Raw genomic sequence first — 24,425 nt, 5'->3', positions numbered from 1 at the left:
TCTTAGCGGTGGGGTCGATCCGTCGGCCCCACCACTATTGCAGAAAGTACCTCGCTTATGATCAAATACAGCCTACGGCGTATGATGGTGATGGTTCCGGTTTTGCTGGTAGCTTCCTTTTTGACCTTCACCTTGGTAAGTCTGTCCAGTAATCCTGTACAGAACTACGAATTCAATTTGCAGCAGACCGCGGCAACCAATGACTACGAGCCGGAAGACATCGAGGTGATGGTCGATCGGTTCGAGGAACGTTATTACTACGACCGGAGCTTCGTAGAACGGTACTGGCTCTGGCTCACCGGGATCGGTGAACAAAACGGCGACATGGGAGTGCTGCAGGGAAACTTCGGCCCTTCCACTCGTAGCGACAACTTTGACATCGACGAAGAGATCGCCAAGCGGATACTCCCGACACTTAAACTGGTCATGGCCGGCGTCATCTTCTCCCTAGGTTTGGCGATCGTCACCGGCGTCGTCTCCGCAGTACGCCAATATAAGCTCATCGATTACGTCTTGACCACAATTGGTTTTATTTGTTTGGCCATGCCCACCTTCTGGTTCGCGGCCCTGGTTAAGGGAATGGGCGTGTCGTTCAACCGCTCCACCGAAACCAGCTTCTTTGGGACCGTTGGAGATTCCAGCACTTCCGGGACGTCGGACTTCACGGCGTTCGACCATGTCATAGACCAGTTCGGACACTTGATTCTGCCGACCATCGTGTTGGCACTGACCGGTTTTGCGGCCGCCAGCCGTTATCAGCGAGCCGCGATGCTGGAAGTCATGCATTCGGACTACGTTCGCCTCGCACGTTCCAAGGGATTGCGGCACCGGACCGTCATCCGACGCCATGCCCTACGTACGGCGTTGATGCCGATGGCTACGTTGGCTCCCACCACGATCATTCTCGCCTTGACCGGCTCGATTCTGGTTGAGGTCATCTTCAACTGGGACGGTATGGGACGCTTCTTTTCCACCGCGCTGTTGCAGAAGGACACCTTCGCAATACAGGCATTCGTCATCTTCACCGGTGTCTTGACGGTGGTGGGAATCCTCATCTCCGATATTCTTTACGCCGTTCTGGACCCAAGGATTCGACTATGAGTTCTATTTCGCTTCAACCTCAAGACAAGAATTACGAAGACGAGGCCATCGGCGGCGAAGGCGTTTCGATGACCCGTATGGTCTTGACTCGGTTCGTACGCCACAAGATGGCCATGGCCTCCCTCATCGTCCTCGTCTTGTTCATCATCTTTGCTTTCGTCGGCCCACTGGTCTATTGGTGGGAACCGACCGTCCAGGCCGGAACGATTCCGAACGGCGCTCCCCCCAGCGCCGAACATCCTTTCGGCACTCTGACCGGTAGTAGCGATCTGATGGCCATGCTCATGGCCGGTGTCGCCGTTTCGCTGAAGATCGCGATCGTCGTCGCCTTCTTCGACATCCTCATCGGATCCCTATGGGGTGCTACCGCCGGCCTCACCGGCGGTCTCATCGACGCGATGATGATGCGCGTCGTCGACGTGGTCTTCATCGTTCCGTTCCTCGTCATCGCGGCAACGGTGGTCACCGCCTTCGGTAGCCCGGAGTGGTGGCAGATCGCTCTCGTCATCGGACTGGCCGGTTGGGGCACGACCGCGCGTCTGGTTCGCGCGGAGGTTCTGTCGCTCCGGGAACGGGAGTACATCGAGGCGGCCCGTGCCATGGGAGCATCGAATACCCGCATCATTCTGCGCCACCTTCTCCCCAACGTCACCGGTATCGTCCTCGTGTCCGCCACCCTGGCCATCGTCATCGCGATCCTGGTGGAGGCGACGCTGTCGTTCCTGGGTCTGGGTCTGACGTTCCCCAACGTGTCGCTCGGCTATTTGGTCGACCGCGGAGTGGACTTCATGCGCCCCAAGCCTTGGATGTTCTATATCCCGGGTCTGACCTTGGTACTTCTCTGTGTCACCTTCAACTACATCGGTGACGGACTACGCGACGCTTTTGATCCCAATCAAAAGATGACGTCCAAAAAGAAGAAAAAGAAACGAAAGGCACCTGCGATTCCGCGCCAATCCTAAGTGGCGGGACAAGGACCCGATTTCGTATTGATCGGTTGTGGACCGGCGATGACGTCGCCGGTCCACAACCGTTTCTGTTTACCCTCGTTTTCCAAGCCGAATCACACCAGACGCGCATAGACCTTGATGGTGCCGGTCCCGTATCGATAACGGCTCCACGACTCCCTTTCCCCTTCGGGACAGGCTTTAGGGGTGGAAAACCACGAGCCGGACACCGAACCGTACACTTGCACGCATTTCCCGTCCGAGCGCAGATCCTTGTGCCAACCGGATATTCGCACCCGCCCGTTGGAACAGCTGACGTACCACGATGCCTTGCCGGCCGTTCGGGGCCAATACCCCAATGTCACCGTTTTCGATTCCCCACAGCCGGAAAGAGTCACCGCCCCGTCGTCGACAACGTCCGGAGTCGCCTCCGCCGCCGGTGCTCGATCGGCCGTCATCACGACGGCGACCATAAGAACGACACCGATACACAGTGCCACGATCGACCAGTGGGTGGTTCCACCGGTGTGTCGGCCGTATCTTCCGCCCCGCGCGACAATACTCACGAACACCTCTCCACCATGCCGGGATCCAAGCGATACTTCCCTAACCGACGTATCAATTCACGGTTCCAAGCCGGGCCCTCATCGCAGGAATCACATATCGAGCTTTGTATATTCCTATGGTACGGGATCGCGCCAAAGCGGGATGCCATGAGGTCGCAGACCTAAAAAAGCCGTGGTCGGCGCGCTGACGCGCGCTCAACCACGGCAAGTCGTATAGCTCCTAGTGGAAGGAGTCGCCACAGGCGCAGGAACCCTGTGCGTTCGGGTTGTCAATGGTGAAACCCTGCTGCTGAATCGTGTCGGCGTAGTCGATGGACGCGCCGATCAGGTACGGATGGCTCATCTTGTCGACCACCACGTCAAAGCCGTCATACGAGAACACCTTGTCGTCTTCACGACGATCGGTGTCAAAGAACAGACCATAACGCAGACCGGAACAACCGCCAGGGGACACTTCCACCCGGAGGTGCAGGCCCTCTTCGCCATCCTTCTCGATCAGGGCTTTCACTTTCTCGGCTGCTTCGTCGGTCAAAACTACGCCGGTAGCAGCTTCGGCAGTCTGTTGGCTCACGTCTGGCTCCTCGTCAGTTCAGTAATATGACTCTTCAACATTATCTAACACGTCCAGGTTCTGCACTATTCCTCGCCACCTGTCTTCCCACTCCATTCATCGGCTATGGCGGCGGCCAGTTTTTCCAGGCCAATCGCCGCGTCGTCCAGGGCCGCCTCGCGAGAGCCCAGGAAAGCGGTGAGTGAATGAACAGCTTCAGCTTCGGGGTGCTGTGTCAACGGTGTCTGCCCTGCCACCACGAGAGCGGGCTTATCATGTTTGGCGGACTGGTTCAGCAGATGAACAGGTAGTTTTCCCTGTAGGCTGCGCTGATCAAACGATCCTTCACCCGTAATGACCAGATCGGCGTCACGAATATGCGCGTCCAGATCCACTCGATCCGCGATGTATTTCGCTCCGGGCACCAACTCGGCACCGAGCGTCGCCAGGGCGAATCCGATTCCACCCGCGGCACCGGTGCTACTGCGTTTATGCAGATTATGGCAGCCGAGAATACTCTCCACCAGGTTGGTTATATAGGTCATCGCCCCTTCCAAACGAGGTAGATCGTCCGCGGCCGCGCCCTTACGCGGGCCGTAGATATAGGTGGTGCCGTTGTCGCCCAGCAGCGAGGTGTTGACGTCGCACGCGGCCGTGATGGCGACCGCCTTCCCTTCCGGAGTCCGCAGCGTCGCCTCCGCCGGACGTTTGAGGTCCGCCGCCGCCGTGAAATGGCGTGGAGACGGGGGCAATAGTTCTCCATTGGCGTCCTGGAGCTGCCACCCCAGCGCCGACAGCATGCCCATCCCCGCGTCGTTGGTGGCCGTGCCTCCTAGACCCACGACGATTTCGGTGTGACCACGATCCACCGCATGACGGATACTGTGTCCCAATCCCGCCGAATCGGTCTGAAAAGGGTCGAGCTCATTGAGATCGCCGACGGCGGTCGTATGCGCGGATTCGATATAGGCGGTGGTCCCGTCCGACAGGTAGTAGGTCGTCGACTCGCGACCGAGTGCGTCCGGCGCCCGATGGTCGATGATGTGCAGGTCGGGACGCGTGGACCCGATCGCGGTCAGAAACCCCGGACCCCCGTCGGACAACGGAAGACAGTCGATCGAATCGTTCGGGCGCACCTGTTGCCAACCTGCGAGAACGGCTTTGGTGGCTTGAGGTGCGGTGAGACTGTGTGCCCATTTGTCATTGGCGACCAGAATTCGCATCACTCTAGAGTACTGTCCCCGGTGCGGTTTTGTGTGTGGGCACGGTATTCCGCGTCTAGCGACAGTGCCCACATTCGTAGGCTCACACCGTCCCGATTCTCCACCCGCGCCCGAAAACAGTGGCGAAGGGAACTTCGCCGGGCTGATTCTCAGCGGGGTGTGGCAGACTTGGCGCATGACTGGTTTTGATGAACCTTCACCTACACAGACCGCTCTGTTGCTCCTGGGACGTGGATCGGATTCCGGTAGCGAACGGGGCGTTGACTGTCCAGGTGACCTTCCTCCGGCGTCCGACCCCAGCCTCCTGGAACGGGCGCGTGTCGCCAAGGAGTCCCTCGGCGATCGTCTCTTCGTTCTCGGACACCACTATCAGCGCGATGAAGTCATTCAGTTCGCCGATGTAACCGGAGACTCCTTCAAGCTGGCCCAACAAGCGGCCGCCCGCCCCGAAGCCGAATTCATCGTCTTCTGCGGAGTCCACTTCATGGCCGAATCCGCCGATATCCTCACCTCCGAATCTCAGCGAGTAATCCTGCCCGACCTGGCGGCGGGATGTTCCATGGCCGATATGGCCACCGGTCCGCAGGTGGAGCAGTGCTGGACCGATCTGACGGAAGCGGGCGTTGCCGAGCAGGTGGTGCCGATGACCTACATGAACTCGTCGGCCGCCATCAAGGCCTTCGTAGGACGCCATGACGGAGTCGTATGCACGTCCTCCAATGCCAAGCGCGCGCTGGACTGGGCCTACGAACGAGGTGAAAAGGTACTCTTCCTCCCGGATCAACACCTCGGACGCAATACCGTCGTACGTGAAATGGGATTCGATCTCGACGACTGCGTCGTATACAATCCTTTGCGCCCCAACGGAGGCGTAACCGCACAGGAATTGCGGAACGCCAAGATCATCCTCTGGAAGGGGCACTGTTCGGTCCACGGGCGTTTCACCGTCGACTGCGTGAACGAAATCCGGGAACGCAAGCCGGACGTCAACGTCCTGGTCCACCCCGAATGCACGCACGAAGTTGTGGAGGCGGCCGACTACGTCGGATCCACCGAATACATCATCAAGGCTCTCGACGCCGCCGAACCGGGAAGTTCCTGGGCGGTGGGCACCGAATTGAACCTGGTCCGCCGTTTGGCCCATCAGCATCCGGACAAAGACGTATCGTTCCTGGACCGAACGGTGTGCTATTGTTCCACGATGAATCGCATCGATCTTCCACACCTCGTTTGGGCTTTGGAAGAGCTCGTCGCAGGACGAGTTCCCAATCAGATCGTGGTGGAAGCGGACGAAGCAAAGGCCGCTCGTAGCGCACTGGATCGTATGCTGACCCTACCGTGAATTCAATCATGACTTGGCGTCGAGGCCATCCTTCGGGTGGTCTCGACGTTGCGATCGTATTGCCGACATTGTTCTGTCGACCGTATCGCCACTATAGATACATTGAATTCCAAAACTGTATTAAACGGTTGCCGTTCCGTTTAATCATCGGACTTTTCCCTGCTGGAAGACCGATGCAATGATATTTCGAATATTTGTTCCATACAATTATCGGTATCGACAATCACTGTCCGTTTTATGCCGGGTGGGGCGTTTCCCAATTTCCGTATCGGTTATCGTGAAAACGCTTCTCTATCATTTCACTGGCGTCAAGGAGATCTCTTGAGCAACAAAGGTGCAGACCTCGATGATGTTCTAGTCGTGCACGGCGGCACCCCACTGGAAGGCGAAGTACAGGTCAGAGGCGCTAAGAATCTCGTCTCTAAGGCCATGGTCGCCGCCCTACTGGGAACGTCGTCCTCTACGTTGAAAAGCGTTCCACGCATTAGCGACGTCGACATCGTCACCGGACTGTTGCGTGTTCACGGTGTCGAGGTCGAGCTGAACGGCGACACGCTCTACATGGACCCGAGCCACGTCGAGTCCGCCGGAACCGAAGAGATCAATGTACACGCCGGTTCGAGCCGCATCCCGATCCTGTTCTGCGGCCCACTCCTGCACCGACTCGGCAAAGCGTTCATCCCCGACCTCGGCGGTTGCAACATCGGTGGACGTCCGATCGACTACCACATCGAAGCGCTCCGGAAATTCGGCGCCGTCGTGGACAAGACCGATAAAGGCATGCACCTCTCCGCACCACAGCGCCTCAAGGGAATCCAGTACGAGCTCGACTACCCTTCGGTCGGAGCCACCGAACAGATCCTTCTGACCGCCGTGCTCGCCGAAGGTACAACCGAGCTGCGCAATGCGGCCATCGAACCCGAGATCATCGACCTGATCTGTGTCCTACAGCAAATGGGCGCCATCATTCAGGTTCACACCAACCGAGTCATCGAGATCGTCGGAGTGGACGAACTGCACGGCTATTCGCACCGCGCCGTTCCCGACCGCATCGAAGCCGCCTCGTGGGCCTCAGCGGCCCTCGCCACCGGCGGAAACGTATTCGTCAAAGGTGCCCGCCAGGCCGACATGATGACCTTCCTCAACGTCTTTCGCTCCATCGGTGGTGCCTACGAGGTCGACGACGATCCCATCGAAGGTGGAATCCGCTTCTGGCACCCCGGAGGTGACCTCAGCCCCGTCGCCCTGGAAACGAACGTGCACCCCGGCCTCATGACCGACTGGCAGCAGCCCATCGTGGTAGCCCTGACCCAGGCCAACGGCCTCTCGATCATGCACGAAACGGTCTATGAGAGTCGCTTCGGCTACACCAGCGAACTCAGTCAGATGGGCGCCAACATCGAGCTGTACTCGCAGTGTCTCGGGGGATCACACTGCCGCTGGGGACGCCGCAACTTCCTGCACTCCGCCGTCATCGCCGGTCCTACGAAACTCCACGGCACCGACATACAGATTCCCGATCTCCGGGCCGGATTCAGCCATCTCATCGCCGCGCTGGCCGCCGAGGGAACCTCGCGCATCTACGGCGTGGACAAGTTCATCACCCGTGGCTACGAGGACTTCGAAACGAAGCTTCGCGGGCTGGGCGCCCACATCGTGCGTCCCGGAACAGAAGAGGAATAGGGTTTGTCGCGGCGGTTCCGTTCAAATCGCCGCGAACCACGTGAGCCTCCGCTCCCGCCGACTCGAATTTCGCTCGCCGCCGACTCTTGGCTATGCTGGAGACCTCTGCTCCGGCCGAACCTCGGCATGGCCGACTCCGGCGGCGAGCGCGACATCAGCAGTACCGGGACGAATACCCGGAAATTACCCGTATTTACGCAGAAAGGGCAATGGTCCAGTGGCAAAAAAGCCCGATAGTGCCACCCACCGCGACCGTGACAGTGCGGACGCGAACGGAGACTCGGCGAAGAGACGCGCGACCGAGAAAAAGGGGAAGGCCACCCCGAAACGCCCCAAGAACCATAAACCGCGTCCGCCTGCCAATCCGCCCAAGAACTTGCGGGAGATGCGGGAGCAGCGCAAGGCTTCGAAGCCGGTGTCCAAGGAGGAAAAGAAGGCGCTGCGGGCCAAACGTCGGGAAGAGCGCCAGAAGGTGGCCGAGGGACAGTGGCGCGGTGATCCGCTCTACGACCAGTATCATTTGCCACGTGACCGAGGTAAGGAACGTCTGTTGGCGCGAGACATCGTCGATTCGCGCCGTAACGTCGCCCAGTATCTGTTTTTCGTCGCGATTATCTTGCTGGTGCTGTCGCCCGTGTTCCAAGTCGAGTTCGGCGCTGCTGGATCCCTGGCGGTCAATGCGGTCTGGCTGGTTTTGCTCATCTCCGTCGTCATCGATTCGACTGTTCTGGCTAAGAAGACGTGGCGACTGGTCACCAAGCGGTTCCCGAACACCCAGGAGCGCAAGCGGTCGTTGTACTGGTATGTCATTTCGCGGTCCATCATGTTCCGTTCGATGCGGCAACCTCGGGTTCGCATGACCTACAAGGCCAAAGAAGACGATTTGGGTAAGTTCGTTCAGGACTGATCCCCGATCCGTTGCGGTGCAGTCGGATCGAGACCGCCGTTTCCAGTGGTTCGCGGCATTCATCGCACGCGTTTAGCGGTGGTACGCATGGACACGGCCGCGCCGCATCTCGTAGTATTGCTCACAAGGGGTTGGGCTGGGCACCTCCGCTGGACACGATGCCCTTGGTGGTGGGCCGCCTCGGCGCATGGGAACGATTATCCTCGCCGTGGCCGGTCGTGAACGGTCGACTCTCTGTGTTGTACGTGGGAGATTCCTATCTAAAGAGCGAAAGTAGCAGCCGTGGCCGATGTCGCCTCCGACTTGCGTGCGGGCTTGGCTCAGCAGACCGGGCCGCTCGATCCCGATACCTTCGTTCATGCTGTCCACGATCTCTCGACCGTTCAGAAGATTCGCGACGAAGCGACCGCACGGCTGGATCGTTTCGTCGAGGAGGCCGAGCAGTCACGGCTGTACGGGGTGCGTTCAGTGGCCGAGAGGATGCTGGAGAATCTGGATGCGGCCGAAACCGATGCCATTACCTCGCTGACGTCGGCCGAGACGGTGGGGACGGACTTTCTGCTTTCCCCGGCACGCGCTCGTCTGGCGCAGGTGCTGCGAGTCAAGGGGAGATTCAGCGAGGCGGAAAGGCTTTTCGCACTCGCCGAGCGCGGCGAGATACCGCTGACCTTGGTGGGGGGCGTGCGGGCTTATGCGGGTGTCTGTTCGGCACAGCAGAAACGCATGACCGAGGCGCTGGTGTTGTTCGAGCAGGCGGTGGACGACAATCCGCACGATTTCATCCTGCACATCGCCGAGACCGGTATTGAGGTGATCGAGAAGGCGCTTCCCACCGACGGTTTCGGTCCGCTGCCGCGCAGCTGGCCGGAGCGCGCGGGTTTTCCGGCTCCGGAGGCTTTTCAGGATCCGCAGAGCGGCCTGTGGGGCTTTCTGACCGCTGACGGCACGGCCGTCAAGCTGGCGGCGCAGTTTACCGCCGTAGGGCCGTTTCGGGGCGGTATCGCGGCGGTGAAAACGGAGGCGTGGGGCGCGATCGACCGGGCCGGCAACGTGGTGGTTCCCTTGATGTACGACGCTCTGCACACCCCGACGGTCGGTGGGGATGTGATCACCGGTTTCGTCGCGGGTGCCGCGGTGGCGGCCAAGGACGGCCGCTTGGGGGTCGTCGGACGTACCGGCAGAGTGCTCGTGCCGTTTCACTATCAGCATGTGATCGCCCATGCCATGGGTTACATCGCCACGGTGGATTCCTTTTCCTGGGCGGCGCTTTCACTGGAGGGTCAGGATATCGCCACCATGTTGTCCACTCAGGATGAAGCGATGCGGCTATTGGATTCGCTCATTGTGATTGACGACGGACCGATCTGAATTTATTCCCGATCGTGCGAAATTAACAGCACCCGCCATAACGCTTTCGCGAGCGCTAGCCGCTCGGTAAGGTGGGGTTCATGGAGTATCGTCACCTAGGCCGATCCGGCCTCGTAATAACAGAACTCGCATACGGTAACTGGCTCACGCACGGTTCTCAGGTCGAAGAGGACGCCGCGATCGCCTGTGTGAACGCCGCCCTCGATGAAGGGATCACGACCTTCGACACCGCGGACATATACGCGCGCGGTGCGGCGGAGGAAGTGCTGGGGCGTGCCTTGAAGGGGCAGCGTCGTGACGGCCTCGAGGTCTTCACCAAGGTCTACTGGCCGATGGGCGAAGGTAAGAACGACCGTGGCCTGTCCCGCAAACACGTCATGGCGTCGATCGATGATTCGCTGCGTCGCCTGCAGATGGATTACGTGGACCTGTACCAGGCTCACCGTTTCGACCACGAAACTCCGCTGGAAGAGACCATGCAGGCTTTCGCCGACATCGTGCACGCGGGTAAGGCGCACTACATCGGGGTGAGCGAGTGGACCGCCGACCAGATCCGGCGCGCCCACGCCTTGGCCGAGGACCTGAATATTCAGTTGGTGTCCAGCCAGCCGCAGTACTCGGCTCTGTGGCGCGTCATCGAGGAGGAAGTGGTTCCCGCTTCTCAGGAGCTCGGCATTGGTCAGATCGTATGGTCGCCGCTGGCTCAGGGAGTGCTGACCGGTAAGTACAAGCCGGGTCAGGAGCCTCCGGCCGACTCTCGTGGCGGTCATGAAAAGACCGGTGGGTTCGTCAAGTCGTTCCTGGAGACTCCGGGACTGCTGGAAGCCGTTCAGAAGCTGGAGCCGATTGCCAAGGATCTCGACATCTCCATGGCGCAGCTGTCGTTGGCCTGGGTTCTGCACAACCCGGCGGTTTCGGCCGCCATCATCGGTGCGACTCGTCCCGAGCAGGTTCGCGACAATGTGAAGGCCGTGGACGTCACGCTCACCGACGACGTATACGACACGATCAACGAGATTCTCGAGCCCGTCAGCATTACGGATCCGGGAAAGACCAAATCGCCGAAGCCGCGCGCATAGCACGGCACGGTTTACGGGACCGGTCGACCGATGAGGTCGGCCGGTCCTTTTCGCGTCTCCGGTCTCACGAGGCGCGTTCGATTTCGGCTTCGGCCCTGGCCAAAAGGTCGGGATCGGCGGCGTCCAACCAGTGCAGACGCCGGTCGCGTTTAAACCAGGAACGCTGTCGTCGTACGAATCGGCGGGTTCCTGAGACGGTACGTTCGAAGGCCTCGGTTTCGCTCCACTCCCCCGCCAGGTAACGCAACACCTGTTGATACCCGAGTGCGCGGGAGGCGGTTCGGCCGTCGCGGAGTCCGGCTGCCTCCAGAGTTCGGGTTTCGTCGATCAGGCCGCGCTGCCACATGCGTTCTACGCGACGTTCGACGCGTTCGTCGAGTGCAGGCGTGTCCATGTCGATGCCGATGCGTATGGCGTCGTAATGCGCCACCGGCTCGGGGAGTCGCGCCTGAAAACGACCCGTGATCTCTATTACTTCGAGCGCGCGTACGATACGACGTCCGTTACTGGGAAGGATGGCCTCAGCCGCCGCCTTATCCTTTTCCTGGAGCCGACGCCACATCACCCCCGGACCCTCATGGGCCAACTCCGACTCCAGGCGGCGACGGATCGCAGGGTCGGTACCCGGGAAATTCATCTCGTCGGTGACCGCCTGTACGTACAGTCCCGATCCGCCGACGACTATGGGACGCTTACCGCGCGCCCGAATGTCGTCAACGGCCCGACGGGCGGCGGCTTGATAGCGCGCCACGTCCGCGGTTTCCGAAACCTCCCAGATGTCGAAAACATGGTGCGGCACACCGCGTTTTTCCGATGCGGTGACCTTGGCCGTCCCAATGTCCATTCCCTGGTAGAGCTGCATCGAATCAGCGTTCACCACTTCCCCGCCCAGGGATTCGGCCAATTGTACGGATAGCCCCGTCTTACCCGCGGCGGTGGGCCCTACAAGAACGACAATCGGCACCGGTAGGCTAGGATTAACACTGCCGTATCGATTCAACTCATTACCCTTTCGGTCTGAAGAGTAGACGGTCCGCGATGGTTGTCCCGTTCGACGAGACTTGTCGGTTTTCTGACCGGGTGCGTTGGACCCCGGTCGGCGGTTATGTATTACCCACCGTAAAGTACGGTCTGAACTCCCTTGTAACACGTGTGAAGGATTTGAGATTAGCGCGATGAGTGACGTTGGAGACCTCACCCGCTTCGGCCGGGTCGATGCCGATGGAACTGTCTACCTGAAAACCTCTGCCGGAGAGCGTGCGATCGGCTCCTGGCAGGCAGGTTCGGCTGAGGAAGGACTTGCCCACTTCGCACGCAAATACGACGATCTGGTCACCGAGGTGGACCTGATCGCGGCTCGTCTGAATTCCGAATCCGCCGATGTCGAGCAAGCCGCCCAGCAGCTTCGCAAGATCGGCGACGGCCTCGACGCGGCCGCCGTCATCGGAGACGTGGACAGCCTCGGCAAACGCATCGAAGAACTCGCCAAACACGCCGACAGTCGCGTGGCCGAGTTCAAAGAGGCCAAGGAAGCCGAGAAGGCCGCCGCCACTGCCGCCAAAGAGGCCCTCGTTACCGAGGCGGAAGAGCTCTCACGCCGGGAAGGACACTGGAAGGCCACCGGCGAACGTTTCAACGCCATGGTGACCGAGTGGAAATCCATCCACGGAGTGGACCGCAAGACCGATCAGAAACTGTGGCGCAAGTTCTCCGCCGCGCGCGACGCGTTCGCGCGTCGTCGTGGAGCCTACTTCTCTCAGCTCGATTCCGAACGCAAGGTCTATGCCGCGCAAAAGGAAGAACTCATCAAACGCGCCGAGGAGCTCGCCGACTCCACCGACTGGGGTCCGACGGCGGAAAAGCTCAAGGGTCTGATGAGCGAATGGAAGCAGGTCGGTCGCCTGGCTCCCGAAGCCGAGCAGAAGGCCTGGAAGCGTTTCCGCGCCGCGAACGATAAATTCTTCGACGCCCGGTCGGAGGTGTTCAGCGCCCGTGACGCCGAATACGAGAAGAACCTGAAGGAAAAGGAAATCCTTCTGGAACAGGCCGAGGCTCTCGACATCGACGCAGACCCCAAAGCGGCCCAGCAGAAGTTCCGCGAAATCCAGGGCACGTGGAACGAGATCGGCCCCGTCCCGCGCAAGGCTCACGCCAAAATCCAGCGGCGCCTCCGCAAGGTCGACGACAAACTCCGCGAGGCCATGGATTCGGCGTGGCGCAAGGTTCCCGTTGAGGAAAACCCACTGTTGATTCAGATGCAGCAACAGGTGGAAGAGGCCGAGGAGAAGCTGGAACGTGCCAAAGCCGACGGCGACGCCAAGCGCATCAAGAAAGCCGAGGAGGACGTAGCCTCAAAGCGCCAGTTCCTCGAGTTGGCGCAAGCGGCCAAGTAACCGGGCAGACCGGTCATGCTTCGCATGGGGTCGAGGACCACAGAAGGTCCCTCGACCCCATGACTGCGTTTGAGGACGTGACGAGAGAAAACGGCGAATCCCGCCGTCCGGATTCCTCGCGATTTCGAGGTGCGGCATGGGCGTGGACGAATATTGCGGTTGACCCGACTATTCCGAGAGCATAAGCTCAAATCTCCAGGTGTCAATCTTGTGCCGGTGAAAGGTGATGTCCATGCCGTCCTCGTCCCTCCCCGAACAGTTCTATCCGACGTCTAAGGTATTCAACTTCCGCGATGTCGGTGGAGTGGAAACCGACGACGGCGGGCGTTTGCGAAAAGGTGTACTGCTGCGGTCCGACAATTGGATGCACGCCACCGACGACGACCTCGCCGTCATCCGCAATGACACCAAGCTACGCCATATCGTCGATCTGCGCGGTCCGATCGAACGGGACAAATTCGGTATCTTCCCCGCCACTGACGATCAGACGGTTCACCAGCTCGGCCTCGATCACATCTGGTGGCAGTACTTCGAAGACACCGCAGCCGACCCCCTCGTGCACGGGCAACGCGAGCGCTTTATCGCCCAACGCTACGCCTCGATGCTGGAGTCGGGTCACCACTCCATTCGCCAGGCTCTGGAGATCATCGCTCGCGGTGAGACGACACTGATCCATTGCATGGCCGGAAAGGACCGCACCGGCATAGTGATCGCTCTGGCTCTGGCCCTCGTGGGTGTGTCCGAAGAGGATATTTCCCGCGATTACTGTTTGAGCAATATCGGCCTACGGAGATGGCAGAGCTTCCGCAACGAAAAGTACGGCGCACCGGAGGTGGAACGTGGCCTGGAATGCTTCCCCGACGTCATTCCCCAGACCTTCGCACTTATTCGGGAACGATTCGTCTCCCTCGCGACCTATGCCGATGTCATTGGTTTCGACCGCGGTGAGGACCTGCGAAAGGCACTGGTGGAGTACTAAGGGGAACTCTCAGGAGAGAAATGCGGTTGCACGAAGTGAGGCACGGCTCTACCGTAGGTCGGTGACTTCTTCGACCTCTCCTCCCAGTGAAACGTCGATTCCTCGGCAGGAGTCGACGACCGATGTCAAGTCCTCCTGGATTCACCATGGCCCTCTGGCGAATCTGTGGCGTATCAAGAGCTATTGCCGCCCCTATCGGTATCGCTTCTATACCTTGTGGCTGTTGACGATCGTCACCGTCATACTCGCGACCACGCTGCCGCGACTCATCGGGTTCGCGATCGACGGGCCGATCGCCGACGGCGACATCGTGGGCCTGTGGAAATGGGCCGCGGCGTTGTTTGCCGTGGGCCTGCTGGAAGCCGCCACCATATGGGTGCGTCGCCACTTTCAGATCGCCACGTCGTACGCGGTGGAAGCCGACATGCGCCAAGGTATCTATGAAAAGTTGCAGGGATTGCATACCGGCTTCCACGACAGATTCCAGAGTGGACAACTACTGGCGCGAGCCACCTCCGATCTGGGAATGATTCGCCGGTTCTTTTCGGGCGGGATGACATTCCTGATTCACGGCATCTTCATCACATTGCTGGTGTTTCTGCAATTGCTCTGGATCGACTGGCGTTTGGCGCTATTGAGCATGACTTCGGTAGTGCCACTGTATTTGGTGGGTCGCGCCTTCTTCCGAGACTACATTCCACAAAGCAGAAAGCTGCAGAATAAGCTTGGGGACATCGCTTCCAAGGCCGAAGAGTCGGCGTTCGGAATCCGTGCCGTTAAGGCGATGGGACGTGGTCCACTCATGGCGCAACGCTTCGACGGCGAGGCAACGACGGCTCGTGACATCGCCTTGACAAAAGAACGGATCGCCTCTCGGACATGGTCGATTTTTGACGGCATTGGCACCGGAATGCTGGGCATTCTTCTGGTGATCGGGATCCTGTTGGTGACCGACGGGCAGCTGTCGGTGGGAGAACTGACCGCATTCATGCTGCTGCAGATGATGCTTCTATGGCCTATGGAGGCACTCGGCTGGGTTCTGTCGCACCTCAATGAAGCGGCCACCGCTTCGGACCGGATTTACGACATCCTGGACACTCCCCCGGCCATTACCGACCCCGTCCACCCGGTCACGGTGACCGAGCCACGCGGAGAACTGTCCTTCCGAGGAGTCGGATTCACCTACGGCGAGGCCGAGGGGGCTTCGAAGGCACAGGAGGTCCTCACCGAGGTCAACCTGACTCTCCAGCCCGGTGAAACCCTGGCGTTGGCCGGCAAAACCGGAAGTGGGAAGAGCACCTTGGCGCAGCTGCCGTCACGTTTGGCCGATCCCACCCGTGGACAGGTGACTTTGGATGGAGTCGACGTCCGCCGTTTCAGCTTGTCGCGCCTGCGTTCGGTGGTCACCACCGCGTTCGAAGAGCCGACGCTGTTTTCCATGAGCGTGCGGGAAAACCTGACTCTGGGGCGCCCCGACGCGTCCCAGGCCGATATCGAACAGGCACTACGAGTGGCCCAGGCGGACTTCGTGCGGGACCTTCCACACGGTCTGGATACCCGAGTCGGCGAACAGGGGCTGACTCTCTCAGGCGGACAACGACAACGCTTGGCATTGGCACGTGCCGTCATCGTACGGCCCACGGTGCTGGTGCTGGACGATCCGCTCTCGGCGCTGGACGTTCATACCGAAGAGCTGGTGGAACGGGCGTTGCACAGTGTCCTCGGTTCCACTACGGCATTGATCGTCGTGCATCGCCCCTCGACGGTGTCCCTGGCCGACCGAGTGGCTCTCTTGCACGACGGCCGCATCACCGCGGTCGGCACGCACTCCGAACTTCTTCGTAACAATTCCGAGTACGCCGATGTCCTTTCGGCCACCGAGGAGGCACGTTGACCACCGATACCGATGCTTGGAAAGGGCGGGCCGAAACCGACGACTCCGAACGGACCCAGGCGGAGTCCACCGACGACCGCTCTCTGCGACGAATCCGGCGACGCGGTTTCCATCTCCTCGGCTGGATGCTGCGACCGCACCTCCGCGGTCTGGTCATACTGACCGCCATCCTGCTGACCGGTGCGGTCGCCAATCTCGCGGCTCCCTTTTTCGTCATGTTGGCTATCGATCACGCCATACCTCGGATCGTGGACGACGGTTCGTACGACTATCTGACCTGGATCGCGGCGGGGTTCGTGGTGATCACGGTGGTGGATTATCTGGCCACCCGCCTGTTCATCGTGCGCTCGGCCCACATCAGTCAGGAGATGCTCCTACGACTGCGTCGTCGGGTCTTTCAGAAGTTTCAGCGTCTCTCCATCTCCTTCCACGAGCGTTTCACCTCCGGACGAGTGGTGTCGCGACAGACGTCGGACATGGATTCCATCCGGGAGATGACCGCCAACGGAGTGGAGGATCTCGTACTCGCGGCCTTCAGCATCGTCATCATCGCCGTGTACATGTTGATCATGGATCCCCTGTTGGCTCTGGTCAGCTTTACCGCTTTGCCGGCCATGTATTTCCTGGCCCGGTGGTTTTCCAGGGTCTCGGCCATCGCCTACCGCCGATCGCGCGAAACGATCGCCGACCTCATTGTCTACTTTGTGGAGTCCATGGGCCGCATCAAAGCCGTCCAGGCCAATCGCCGCGAAGAACGCGACCGCGACATCTTTTCTCATCTCAATACCCGCAATCGACTTGCACAGGCCAAGGGGCAGCAGCAAAGCGTTCGCTTCGGGTCCGGAACCAAGGCGATCGGGAATACCGCCATCGTCGCCATCGTTCTGTTCGGCGGCCGGCAGGTCATGGAGGGAACCACCGAACTAGGGGTTCTGGCGGCCTTCGTCCTCTATCTGCGACGCTTCTTCGATCCGATTCAAGAACTGGCCATGTTCTACAATTCGCTACAGTCCGGGGGCGCGGCTCTAGAGAAGCTCTCCGGGGTTCTCGACGAACCCAACGCGGTCAAGGATCCGGATCGGCCGCGTGACGTCGCGCCGGTACGGGGCAGCCTGACGTTCGACCGGGTGGAATTCCGCTACCGCGATGGCGAATTGGTTCTCCCACAACTGGACCTCCACATTCCCGCCGGTCAGACGGTGGCCGTGCTGGGACCGACGGGCGCGGGCAAGACCACGATCGCCAAACTGGTGGCCCGATTCCACGATCCAGTGGAGGGGTCGATTCTCTTGGACGACACCGACCTACGCCATATCGCCGACGCCGACCTGCGCAGAAACGTCACACTCATTACGCAGGAGAACTTCCTGTTCGACGGCACCATCGCCGAAAACATCGAATTGGGCCGTCCCGGAGCGGAACGCGCCGAAGTCGTCGCGGCCGCCGACCTGGTGGGTGCCACCGGGTTCATCTCGCAGATGACCGACGGATTCGACACACGGGTCAGCAAGCGAGGTGGCCGGCTCTCCGCCGGGCAGCGCCAGTTGGTGGTCTTCGCGCGAGCGGTGCTGGCAGATCCGAGGGTCTTGATCTTGGATGAGGCGACCTCCTCGTTGGACGTCCCGTCGGAGCGACTCGTTCAAAAGGCCCTGAAGACGATCCTGGCCGATCGAACCTCCATTATCATCGCTCACCGGCTGTCCACGGTGCAGATCGCCGATCGAGTGGTGATTGTGGAGGACGGAAAGATCGTCGAGGACGGTAGCCCGGAGACTCTGGCGTTGTCGGGCCAAGGCAAGTACGCCGAGCTGCATCGTCAGTGGCAGGACAGCCTGGTTTAGCCTTCGTACAGCGAACCACGAATCGATTACGGTACCGACCCGCCTGCGAGCGTTGGGAAGGCCCGGGGATACGCTGCGAACACGGTTGCGTTGTTAACGCACACTGAAAGTAGTTTGCCCGTCCCGACCAGGAAAGGACCATCGTGCCCCGCTCGCTGCGAAAATCCATCCCCGCCCTCACCGTCGCCGTCCTCTTGGCGTCCTGCACCTCGAGCGAATCGGCGGAAGGAGGCTCCGGAGGCGAGGAGGACGTCGAACCCGCGACCGTCGAATTCCGCCTGGTGACTCTGGAAGATTACGACGTCGTCACCGTGGACGATTTCGACCACCTGGACCTCGACGATTGTAGACCGCCAGAGGGAGATCCGAGCGCGTCCTCGATCAATCAAGTATTTGAAAAGGTGGGACGCGAAGCGGCCGACCAAGCTGAAGAGCTGGAGCGCTACGCCTTTGATGCCAAGGTGGTATCGGAGCTGGTCTCTTTTTGCGACCTGACTCCGAAGGAGGTGGACCTGCTTCCGGAACGAATGCAGTTCACGGTTCCGACCATCTCGTGTTTTCATCTGAGGGACGACCGGCGCGCCGCGACTGATTCCGATGAACCACTGACAACCTGCGGAAACACGACCGAAGAAAATACTCGGACGAAATACCTGCTGAAAGCCGCGCCGTTGACGACCGATCATCTGGTCGACGTCGAGGTCGTCGCCGACGACGAAAACGAAGGAGAGAGGCTACGCTTCCACTTTTCGGACGACGGTGCGCTCAAGTGGCAGGAACTCGCCGCCGACAACCAGGGCCTGCAACTGGCGACGGTCGTGGACGGCGTGGTTGTCGGAGCTCCGGTGATCTTCCAGCCCCACGACTCCCGGTTCGATGTCGGCGGGCTTGACTCCGAGACGGCCACGAACCTCGCCGCCCGCATCAACGCCGGTATCGGCGGCGACGAGTAACCCGTTGGCCGTATACGGTGGCAGCGGACCGGTAACGATGATGGAGTGCCCGTGCGGAATCCACAACGGACCGCTGCCGCTCGAATCTAGCGATCCCGCCGTATCTCGTCGGCCCGCGCCTGAAATTCCGCCGTGGTATTGACGTGCGGGAACGGCTCGTCGGGTTCGGCGACGCCGAGAACCTCGCACAGTGGCCCCCAACCCTCGTCGGGGCGAAATTCGAGAAGTCGGTGAGCGGGCACGGTATTTCGGACCGTGTCGAGATGCTGCTCGTAGAAACGGGTCAGGGCCTGTTCGTCGGTAGGATCGATGCCTCCGGTCGCGAAGTCCCACAGCCCGGTCAACATTTCAGCGTGCTGCGGATCCATGTTTTCCCAATCCGGCTCGATGAGCCCGGGAAGTATCGTCCCCTGCATGCTCCGCAACCACTGTGCGGGAGAATCACGCTGCGACAACACCACCGGCGCCTCCGGAAAGGCGTCGAGCAGTTCCCGCCAGAATGCCGACGACGGCCAATCCACCGCCGCGGCGTAGTCACTGAAGATTCGGCTCCAGTCCGCCTCTTCGCCGCGCAGAACGGCATTGAACCGGGGGAGATCACGATCTCTGTTTTCAAAAACCTCGATCATATGGTGACAGGGCTGTCCCAGTAGGCGTTCGAGGGCGGTTTTCAACGTCATGGTTCCCGTGCGCGGAAGTCCCGCTCCGATAATCTGCAACATGCACTGAATATACTTGGGAGACAAGGGATTTACAAGGAGTTTCCGCGCCACCTCATGACCCGTCCGGACGGTCGCCTCCGCCCCACCCCTAACAAACCCCTCCACTGAACGCGGTTGTACGGGCCTTATACCATGTAACGAGAGTCGTTCACGCATCATCGAATTCAATAGCAGTGAGGTCATCTTGACAGTGCAAGGCCCTCCCCAGGCTCCAGTCGGCCCTCCTCCGCCCCCGACCGACGACAGTGGCGCGACGGCACCCCGTCCGGAGCCGGTACGGGCATCCGCCCTACGCGCGAAGTTGTCGCAAACCCCCGGGCAGTTGGTCACCGCCATGGTCATCGCCATCGTCCTCATCGCCACAGCCGGTACGACCGCGGCGACCGCCATGTTGACCAAAAGCGACACGATCGACTCCACCCGTCTCGGGTCAGGGAAGCTGGCCGTCACCTCCTCCGAGCTGTACCAATCACTCTCAGAGGCCAACGCGGCCGCCTCCGCCACGTTCCTTATCGTGGGCAGTGTCCCAGCGTCGATGCAGGATACCTATGAGACTTCGATTCGGGACGCCTCCCAGGCGCTGTCATCCGCGGCGACCCAAGTGTCCAGCGAATCCGACGCCAATACCGTCGCCGAACTGAACGTCGCACTGACCACCTATACCGGACTGGTGGAAACCGCCCGGACCTACCACCGTATGGACCAGCCGGTCAACATGGCGCACCTCCGTCTCGCTTCTACGATGATGCGCAACGACATCCTCCCCTTGGCGGCGGACCTGCGATCCAGTGCTCAATCGCAATTGGACGATGATCAGGAAACCGCGCGCGCGACGCCCTGGATCGCCTTCGCCGCCGCGATCGTAGCGCTCGTGTTTCTCATCGCCGTCTCGGTATGGCTCAAGTCCAAAACCAACCGGGTGTTCAATCTCGGGCTGACGGGGGCGACGATCGCCATGATCGCGCTCGCCGGATGGTTGATTCTGTCGTCCTTGGCCACCGCCTCCCACCTGGATCGGGCGCAGACCAACGGCGGTGACCCCTACGAACGAATATCGTCGATTCAGATCTCGGCCCAGGAAGCCCGTGCCTCCGAGTCACTGTTGTTCGTCTCCCGAGGTGAAGACGACACGGCCGCACAGGACTTCGCCGACAACATGGAGGTCCTCGCCGGTGACGACGCCGAGCTCCAAAGACTGGCGGAAGAGTTTCCCAACGAGTCGATTCGCAGTGACCTGGAGAACGCCGCCTTGGCGGCGCGCACTTGGCAGGACCGCCACCATGAGGTTCTTTCGCTCATGAGAGAAGGAGACTACACCGAAGCCCTCGATAAATCGGTGGGTACGGCCGACGGCTCGGTCGCCAATTCCTTCGACCTGGTCGATGAGGCCCTCACTCAAGCGTCCGAATCGGCCGGCGCTCGCTTCGACAACGGTCTACACGATGCGCAACGTGCCCTGTCCGGTACCGCTATCGGCCTCGGAGTGCTGGCGGCGCTCGCCATCGCCAGTGTCTCCATAGGACTGCAGCAACGAATTCGGGAGTATCACGCATGAGACCGCTTAAAGTCACCGCAACGTCACTGGCACTACTCTTCGCCGCCACCGCTTGCTCGTCGAGCGGAGGCCTGGAAATAAACGAGGTCGACATCCCGGAACCGCTCCCGCAAGGGGCGGACTTCAGCCCGGACCTCACCGAAGCGACCACCGAGGAAGACTGTGGCGGGTTCAACCGTACGGAGTCCTTCGATCCCGGGGGCGTCACCGCGGCCGACGCTCGCTCTGAATTGGACGATTCCGACGTCATCCGCATCGGAGTCAGCCAGACGACCAACCTCATGGGCTATCGCGATCCCGCCAGCGGCGAACTGGGCGGCTTCGATGTCGACATCGCCCGGGAATTGGCGAAGGCCATCGGTGGCGACGACGTCAATATCCGCTGGGTCCCCATGACTTCCCAAGATCGTGTTCCCGCTCTGGAGAACAACGAGGTCGACTTCGTCGTTCGCACCATGACCATGACGTGCCAGCGGTGGGAGAGCGTCGATTTCTCCTCGGAATACTACGCGGCGACACAACGGTTGCTCGTGGACGTCAACTCCGGAATCTCCGGCTTGAGCGCACTGACCGAAGACCATCGAGTCTGCTCCTCCGCCGGTTCCACCTCCCTCCCCCAAATCATCGCCGAAACTCCCGCTCAAGCGGTGACGCTCGATGACTTCAACGACTGCATTTCGCTCCTGCAGCGCGGCACTGTCGACGCGTTCACGACCGACGACGTCATCCTGGCCGGACTGTCGACCCAGGACCCGAACCTGGAAGTCGTCGGCGACCCCATCGCGGACGAGCCGTATGGAGTCGCCGTCGCCAAGGGCAATGAGGATTTGGTCCGCTTCATCAATGCGACGCTTGAGAACATGCGTTCCGACGGGCGCTGGGACGACGTCTATGACGATTGGCTGTCGTCCACCTTGGGCGACTCCCAACCCCCCAAAGCACGCTACCAGGATTAAGGTACGGAAACATGGCGCAGCACGAAGACCATACGCAGCGGTACCGTCCCGACAGCGCGGCCGTTCCTCCCGCACCCAACGCCGGCGGCCCTCCTCCCGCACCGCCCGCGCAACCACCGCCCATGGAACAGTCCGACACCATGGCGATTCGACGGCGCCTACAGTCGCAGGGGCCTCCCGCCGCGGCTGCACAGCCCGTCCCCTCCCCACAGGCCAATCCCCTGGCAGGTCCGGCCTCGGGGCCGATTACCGGGCCAATGTCACGTCCGATGTCCGCCCCGGTGTCGGGCCCCGGCGGGAGCATTCGGGTCTCCACCCGTTCCAGCGGCGCGCGCGGAGGCATGGCCGACATGCCCCCGATCGAACCGGCCAACCCCGCCGAATCACTCATGGCCGAACCCATGGTGGCGGAGAACAAGAGGACCTGTTCGTCCTGCGGAAAACCGGCCGGACGAGCGCAGGCCGGACGTCCCGGACGCACCGACGGTTACTGTCCACATTGCCGCACTCCGTATTGGTTCACGCCGTCGCTCGGCCCGGGCGATCTTCTCGCCGAGCGCTATGAGGTGCTCGGTACGATCGCCCACGGGGGTCTCGGTTGGATCTACCTGGCGAACGACACCAACTTCCAGGACGACCTGCAGGACCGCTGGGTGGTCATCAAGGGGCTCATCTCCACCAACGACGAGGACGCCATCGAATCGGCGATCAACGAGCGGCGTTTTCTGGTCGGCATCGATCACCCCAACGTCGTCAACATCATCGACTTCGTGACCGCCGTCGACGAACGCTCCGGGGAAATCCAGTCCTATCTGGTCATGGAGTACCTGGCCGGAAAATCCTTGCGTGACATACGAGAGCAAACCGACGAAAACGGGGAACGGGCTCCCATGGCCGTGGCCAATGTCCTCACCTACACGCTTGAGATCCTGCCCGCCTTCGAATACCTACACAACAACAATCTCTTGTTCTGTGATTTCAAGCCGGACAACGTGATCCACGTCGAAACCTGGCTCAAGCTCATCGACCTCGGTGCCGTGCGACGCATCGACGACACGGAGTCGGCGGTGTACGGGACGCCGGGTTATTCGGTTCCCAACGAGGAGATCCTCAACGCCGGGCCGTCCATCACCTCCGACCTTTACACCATCGGACGTTCCATGGCGGTGCTGGCGCTCGATTTCAAGGGCTTCACCAAGAAGTTCCGCAATTCCTTCCCTCCGGTGGAAGAGACCGAGCTCTTTCAGCAGTTCCCCTCCTTCCACCGCCTACTGGAGCGTACCTGTCATCCGGCTCCGGCCGCCCGCTTCCAGAGCGGCTCCGAAATGAAGGCTCAGGTTCGCGGGGTTCTGGGAGAGGTCCTCTCGGTCACCGAAGGGCGTCCCCTGTACGAACCGTCCACTCTGTTTTCGGGTGAGGCGGCCGTATTCGGCGTTCCCGACATCGAGGCCGACGCCTTCCGGGTCGCCACTCCACAAGAAGTGTTGGGAGCGCTTCCTCGACCGCTCCCCGATCCCGACGACCCTTCCAGCGTCTTTCTCAGCACCATCACCGCCTCCCAGCCGGCCCTGGTGCTCGCCGAATTGGCCAACGCGCCCGAGCAAAGCCACGAGGTCAATCTCCGTCGCATCGAAGCGCTCATCGAAATGGGGGACCTCGCCACCGCCGTACAGGCGCTCAATCACTTGATCCAGACACACGGCAACACCTGGCAGGCCAATTGGTTGGGTGGCCTGCTTCAGCTGGCCAACAGCGACCTGCAGGGCGCCTATCACTCCTTCGACTCCGTCTTTTCGCACCTGCCGGGAGAGTTGGCACCCCGTCTGGCCGTCGCCGCCTGCGCGGAACTGGCCGGGTTCACCACGGCCGCCGCCATCCACTACCAACGCATCTGGAGTTGCGACCGCCGCTTCATTTCGGCGGCCTTCGGCCATGCTCGTCTTCTGGCCGCCTCCCACTATCCCGCCGAGGCCATCACGGTACTACAGCAGATACCCAGCACCTCCTCGCAGTACGAGACGGCGCAATTGGCCGCCATCCAAGGCGCACTGCGTGTCCCGCAGCCGCCAGGGCTTAACGAGCTGCACTACCTGGGCAATAACCTCGTGGATCTACAGCTGGAACCGGCTCGCCATCAACTCGTGGCAGGGCGCCTGCTGCAATACGCCCTGCATTACGTCACCAACATGGGCGACTCCGAAGGACCGCCCGTCCTCAACACCAATCCGAATGAGAAGGAATTGCGATTCGCTCTGGAAGACTCCTATCGCAAACTCGCCCACGCACAGAGCGATCGTGCCAAACAGGTCCACTACGTCGACCTCGCCAACGCCAACCGACCCCGCACCCTTTTGTAGCCGGCTTCA

The 24,425-nt window shown here is 60.8% G+C and carries 20 protein-coding genes; 15 read left to right on the top strand and 5 right to left on the bottom strand.

What is annotated here, in order from left to right:
• Window positions 1-57: 57 nt before the first annotated feature.
• Together HALAL_RS0111395 and HALAL_RS0111390 are read left to right on the top strand one after the other, a co-directional pair.
• Window positions 58-1,101 carry an ABC transporter permease gene (locus HALAL_RS0111395; RefSeq protein WP_025274132.1) on the top strand — a complete coding sequence of 348 codons (1,044 nt, stop codon included), beginning with the start codon at window positions 58-60 and terminating at the stop codon, window positions 1,099-1,101.
• Complete coding sequence (locus HALAL_RS0111390; protein ID WP_025274131.1) at window positions 1,098-2,063, top strand: ABC transporter permease; 966 nt, start codon at window positions 1,098-1,100, stop codon at window positions 2,061-2,063. Before HALAL_RS0111395 ends, HALAL_RS0111390 begins: the two co-directional genes overlap by 4 nt.
• A gap of 101 nt (window positions 2,064-2,164) precedes the next feature.
• Here HALAL_RS0111390 and HALAL_RS17690 read toward each other — a convergent pair whose 3' ends face one another.
• The 3 genes from HALAL_RS17690 to HALAL_RS0111375 all read right to left on the bottom strand — a co-directional run bounded on the left by HALAL_RS17690 (window position 2,165) and on the right by HALAL_RS0111375 (window position 4,387).
• Window positions 2,165-2,614, bottom strand: coding sequence for a hypothetical protein (locus HALAL_RS17690; protein ID WP_156937714.1), 450 nt, complete (start codon window positions 2,612-2,614; stop codon window positions 2,165-2,167).
• A gap of 220 nt (window positions 2,615-2,834) precedes the next feature.
• On the bottom strand, window positions 2,835-3,185 hold the full coding sequence (erpA, locus tag HALAL_RS0111380) for an iron-sulfur cluster insertion protein ErpA (RefSeq protein ID WP_025274129.1): 351 nt from the start codon (window positions 3,183-3,185) through the stop codon (window positions 2,835-2,837).
• 65 nt (window positions 3,186-3,250) lie between these two features.
• On the bottom strand, window positions 3,251-4,387 hold the full coding sequence (locus HALAL_RS0111375) for a glycerate kinase (protein ID WP_025274128.1): 1,137 nt from the start codon (window positions 4,385-4,387) through the stop codon (window positions 3,251-3,253).
• A 175-nt stretch (window positions 4,388-4,562) separates the two neighbouring features.
• Here HALAL_RS0111375 and nadA point away from each other — a divergent pair, with 175 nt between their 5' ends.
• The 5 genes from nadA to HALAL_RS0111350 all read left to right on the top strand — a co-directional run bounded on the left by nadA (window position 4,563) and on the right by HALAL_RS0111350 (window position 10,766).
• Window positions 4,563-5,729 carry a quinolinate synthase NadA gene (gene nadA, locus HALAL_RS0111370; protein WP_025274127.1) on the top strand — a complete coding sequence of 389 codons (1,167 nt, stop codon included), beginning with the start codon at window positions 4,563-4,565 and terminating at the stop codon, window positions 5,727-5,729.
• Window positions 5,730-6,050: 321 nt separating this feature from the next.
• On the top strand, window positions 6,051-7,412 hold the full coding sequence (gene murA, locus HALAL_RS0111365; protein ID WP_025274126.1) for a UDP-N-acetylglucosamine 1-carboxyvinyltransferase: 1,362 nt from the start codon (window positions 6,051-6,053) through the stop codon (window positions 7,410-7,412).
• A 217-nt stretch (window positions 7,413-7,629) separates the two neighbouring features.
• Window positions 7,630-8,319, top strand: coding sequence for a DUF3043 domain-containing protein (locus tag HALAL_RS16910; protein ID WP_025274125.1), 690 nt, complete (start codon window positions 7,630-7,632; stop codon window positions 8,317-8,319).
• A gap of 282 nt (window positions 8,320-8,601) precedes the next feature.
• On the top strand, window positions 8,602-9,687 hold the full coding sequence (locus HALAL_RS0111355; protein WP_025274124.1) for a WG repeat-containing protein: 1,086 nt from the start codon (window positions 8,602-8,604) through the stop codon (window positions 9,685-9,687).
• Between the two features lie 80 nt (window positions 9,688-9,767).
• The gene (locus tag HALAL_RS0111350) at window positions 9,768-10,766 is read left to right on the top strand and encodes an aldo/keto reductase family protein (protein ID WP_025274123.1); all 999 of its coding nucleotides are present in this window, start codon (window positions 9,768-9,770) and stop codon (window positions 10,764-10,766) included.
• Window positions 10,767-10,830: 64 nt separating this feature from the next.
• Here HALAL_RS0111350 and miaA read toward each other — a convergent pair whose 3' ends face one another.
• The gene (miaA, locus tag HALAL_RS0111345; protein WP_025274122.1) at window positions 10,831-11,730 is read right to left on the bottom strand and encodes a tRNA (adenosine(37)-N6)-dimethylallyltransferase MiaA; all 900 of its coding nucleotides are present in this window, start codon (window positions 11,728-11,730) and stop codon (window positions 10,831-10,833) included.
• Window positions 11,731-11,941: 211 nt separating this feature from the next.
• On the opposite strand from miaA, the gene HALAL_RS0111340 reads away from it, so the two are divergent.
• The 5 genes from HALAL_RS0111340 (at window position 11,942) to HALAL_RS0111320 (ending at window position 18,826) form a co-directional block, all read left to right on the top strand.
• Window positions 11,942-13,159 (top strand): DUF349 domain-containing protein, encoded by a 1,218-nt coding sequence (locus HALAL_RS0111340; protein ID WP_025274121.1) that lies wholly within the window; start codon window positions 11,942-11,944, stop codon window positions 13,157-13,159.
• A 232-nt stretch (window positions 13,160-13,391) separates the two neighbouring features.
• Window positions 13,392-14,138, top strand: a complete 747-nt coding sequence (locus tag HALAL_RS0111335; protein ID WP_025274120.1) for a tyrosine-protein phosphatase — start codon at window positions 13,392-13,394, stop codon at window positions 14,136-14,138.
• 97 nt (window positions 14,139-14,235) lie between these two features.
• Window positions 14,236-16,032, top strand: a complete 1,797-nt coding sequence (locus tag HALAL_RS0111330) for an ABC transporter ATP-binding protein (RefSeq protein ID WP_051463075.1) — start codon at window positions 14,236-14,238, stop codon at window positions 16,030-16,032.
• The gene (locus HALAL_RS0111325; RefSeq protein ID WP_035534510.1) at window positions 16,029-17,873 is read left to right on the top strand and encodes an ABC transporter ATP-binding protein; all 1,845 of its coding nucleotides are present in this window, start codon (window positions 16,029-16,031) and stop codon (window positions 17,871-17,873) included. Before HALAL_RS0111330 ends, HALAL_RS0111325 begins: the two co-directional genes overlap by 4 nt.
• 143 nt (window positions 17,874-18,016) lie before the next feature.
• Window positions 18,017-18,826: a SecDF P1 head subdomain-containing protein gene (locus tag HALAL_RS0111320; RefSeq protein ID WP_025274118.1), complete on the top strand. Its 810-nt coding sequence runs from the start codon at window positions 18,017-18,019 to the stop codon at window positions 18,824-18,826.
• A gap of 86 nt (window positions 18,827-18,912) precedes the next feature.
• Here HALAL_RS0111320 and HALAL_RS0111315 read toward each other — a convergent pair whose 3' ends face one another.
• Entirely contained in the window at window positions 18,913-19,548 is a 636-nt protein-coding gene (locus HALAL_RS0111315) for a sulfotransferase family protein (protein ID WP_025274117.1), read from the bottom strand.
• 184 nt (window positions 19,549-19,732) lie between these two features.
• On the opposite strand from HALAL_RS0111315, the gene HALAL_RS0111310 reads away from it, so the two are divergent.
• The 3 genes from HALAL_RS0111310 to HALAL_RS0111300 are packed head-to-tail and all read left to right on the top strand — an operon-like array spanning window position 19,733 to window position 24,416.
• A complete protein-coding gene (locus HALAL_RS0111310; RefSeq protein WP_156937712.1) occupies window positions 19,733-21,103 on the top strand; it encodes a hypothetical protein in 1,371 nt (456 codons plus the stop codon).
• Window positions 21,100-22,059 (top strand): glutamate ABC transporter substrate-binding protein, encoded by a 960-nt coding sequence (locus tag HALAL_RS0111305; RefSeq protein WP_025274115.1) that lies wholly within the window; start codon window positions 21,100-21,102, stop codon window positions 22,057-22,059. Before HALAL_RS0111310 ends, HALAL_RS0111305 begins: the two co-directional genes overlap by 4 nt.
• Window positions 22,060-22,070: 11 nt before the next feature.
• The gene (locus HALAL_RS0111300; RefSeq protein WP_025274114.1) at window positions 22,071-24,416 is read left to right on the top strand and encodes a serine/threonine-protein kinase; all 2,346 of its coding nucleotides are present in this window, start codon (window positions 22,071-22,073) and stop codon (window positions 24,414-24,416) included.
• The last annotated feature ends 9 nt before the right edge of the window (window positions 24,417-24,425 follow it).

Source organism: Haloglycomyces albus DSM 45210 (assembly GCF_000527155.1).
GTDB classification, from domain to species: domain Bacteria; phylum Actinomycetota; class Actinomycetes; order Mycobacteriales; family Micromonosporaceae; genus Haloglycomyces; species Haloglycomyces albus.
This window is presented reverse-complemented; position numbering and strand designations above follow the sequence as displayed.

Coding starts and splice junctions, on each gene's coding strand:
- HALAL_RS0111395 (WP_025274132.1), top strand. CDS start 58: ATGATCAAATACAGCCTACGGCGTATGATGGTGATGGTTCCGGTTTTG.
- nadA (WP_025274127.1), top strand. CDS start 4,563: ATGACTGGTTTTGATGAACCTTCACCTACACAGACCGCTCTGTTGCTC.
- HALAL_RS0111335 (WP_025274120.1), top strand. CDS start 13,392: ATGCCGTCCTCGTCCCTCCCCGAACAGTTCTATCCGACGTCTAAGGTA.
- HALAL_RS0111305 (WP_025274115.1), top strand. CDS start 21,100: ATGAGACCGCTTAAAGTCACCGCAACGTCACTGGCACTACTCTTCGCC.
- HALAL_RS0111300 (WP_025274114.1), top strand. CDS start 22,071: ATGGCGCAGCACGAAGACCATACGCAGCGGTACCGTCCCGACAGCGCG.
- HALAL_RS0111340 (WP_025274121.1), top strand. CDS start 11,942: ATGAGTGACGTTGGAGACCTCACCCGCTTCGGCCGGGTCGATGCCGAT.
- HALAL_RS0111350 (WP_025274123.1), top strand. CDS start 9,768: ATGGAGTATCGTCACCTAGGCCGATCCGGCCTCGTAATAACAGAACTC.
- HALAL_RS0111315 (WP_025274117.1), bottom strand. CDS start 19,548: ATGTTGCAGATTATCGGAGCGGGACTTCCGCGCACGGGAACCATGACG.
- HALAL_RS0111375 (WP_025274128.1), bottom strand. CDS start 4,387: ATGCGAATTCTGGTCGCCAATGACAAATGGGCACACAGTCTCACCGCA.
- HALAL_RS0111390 (WP_025274131.1), top strand. CDS start 1,098: ATGAGTTCTATTTCGCTTCAACCTCAAGACAAGAATTACGAAGACGAG.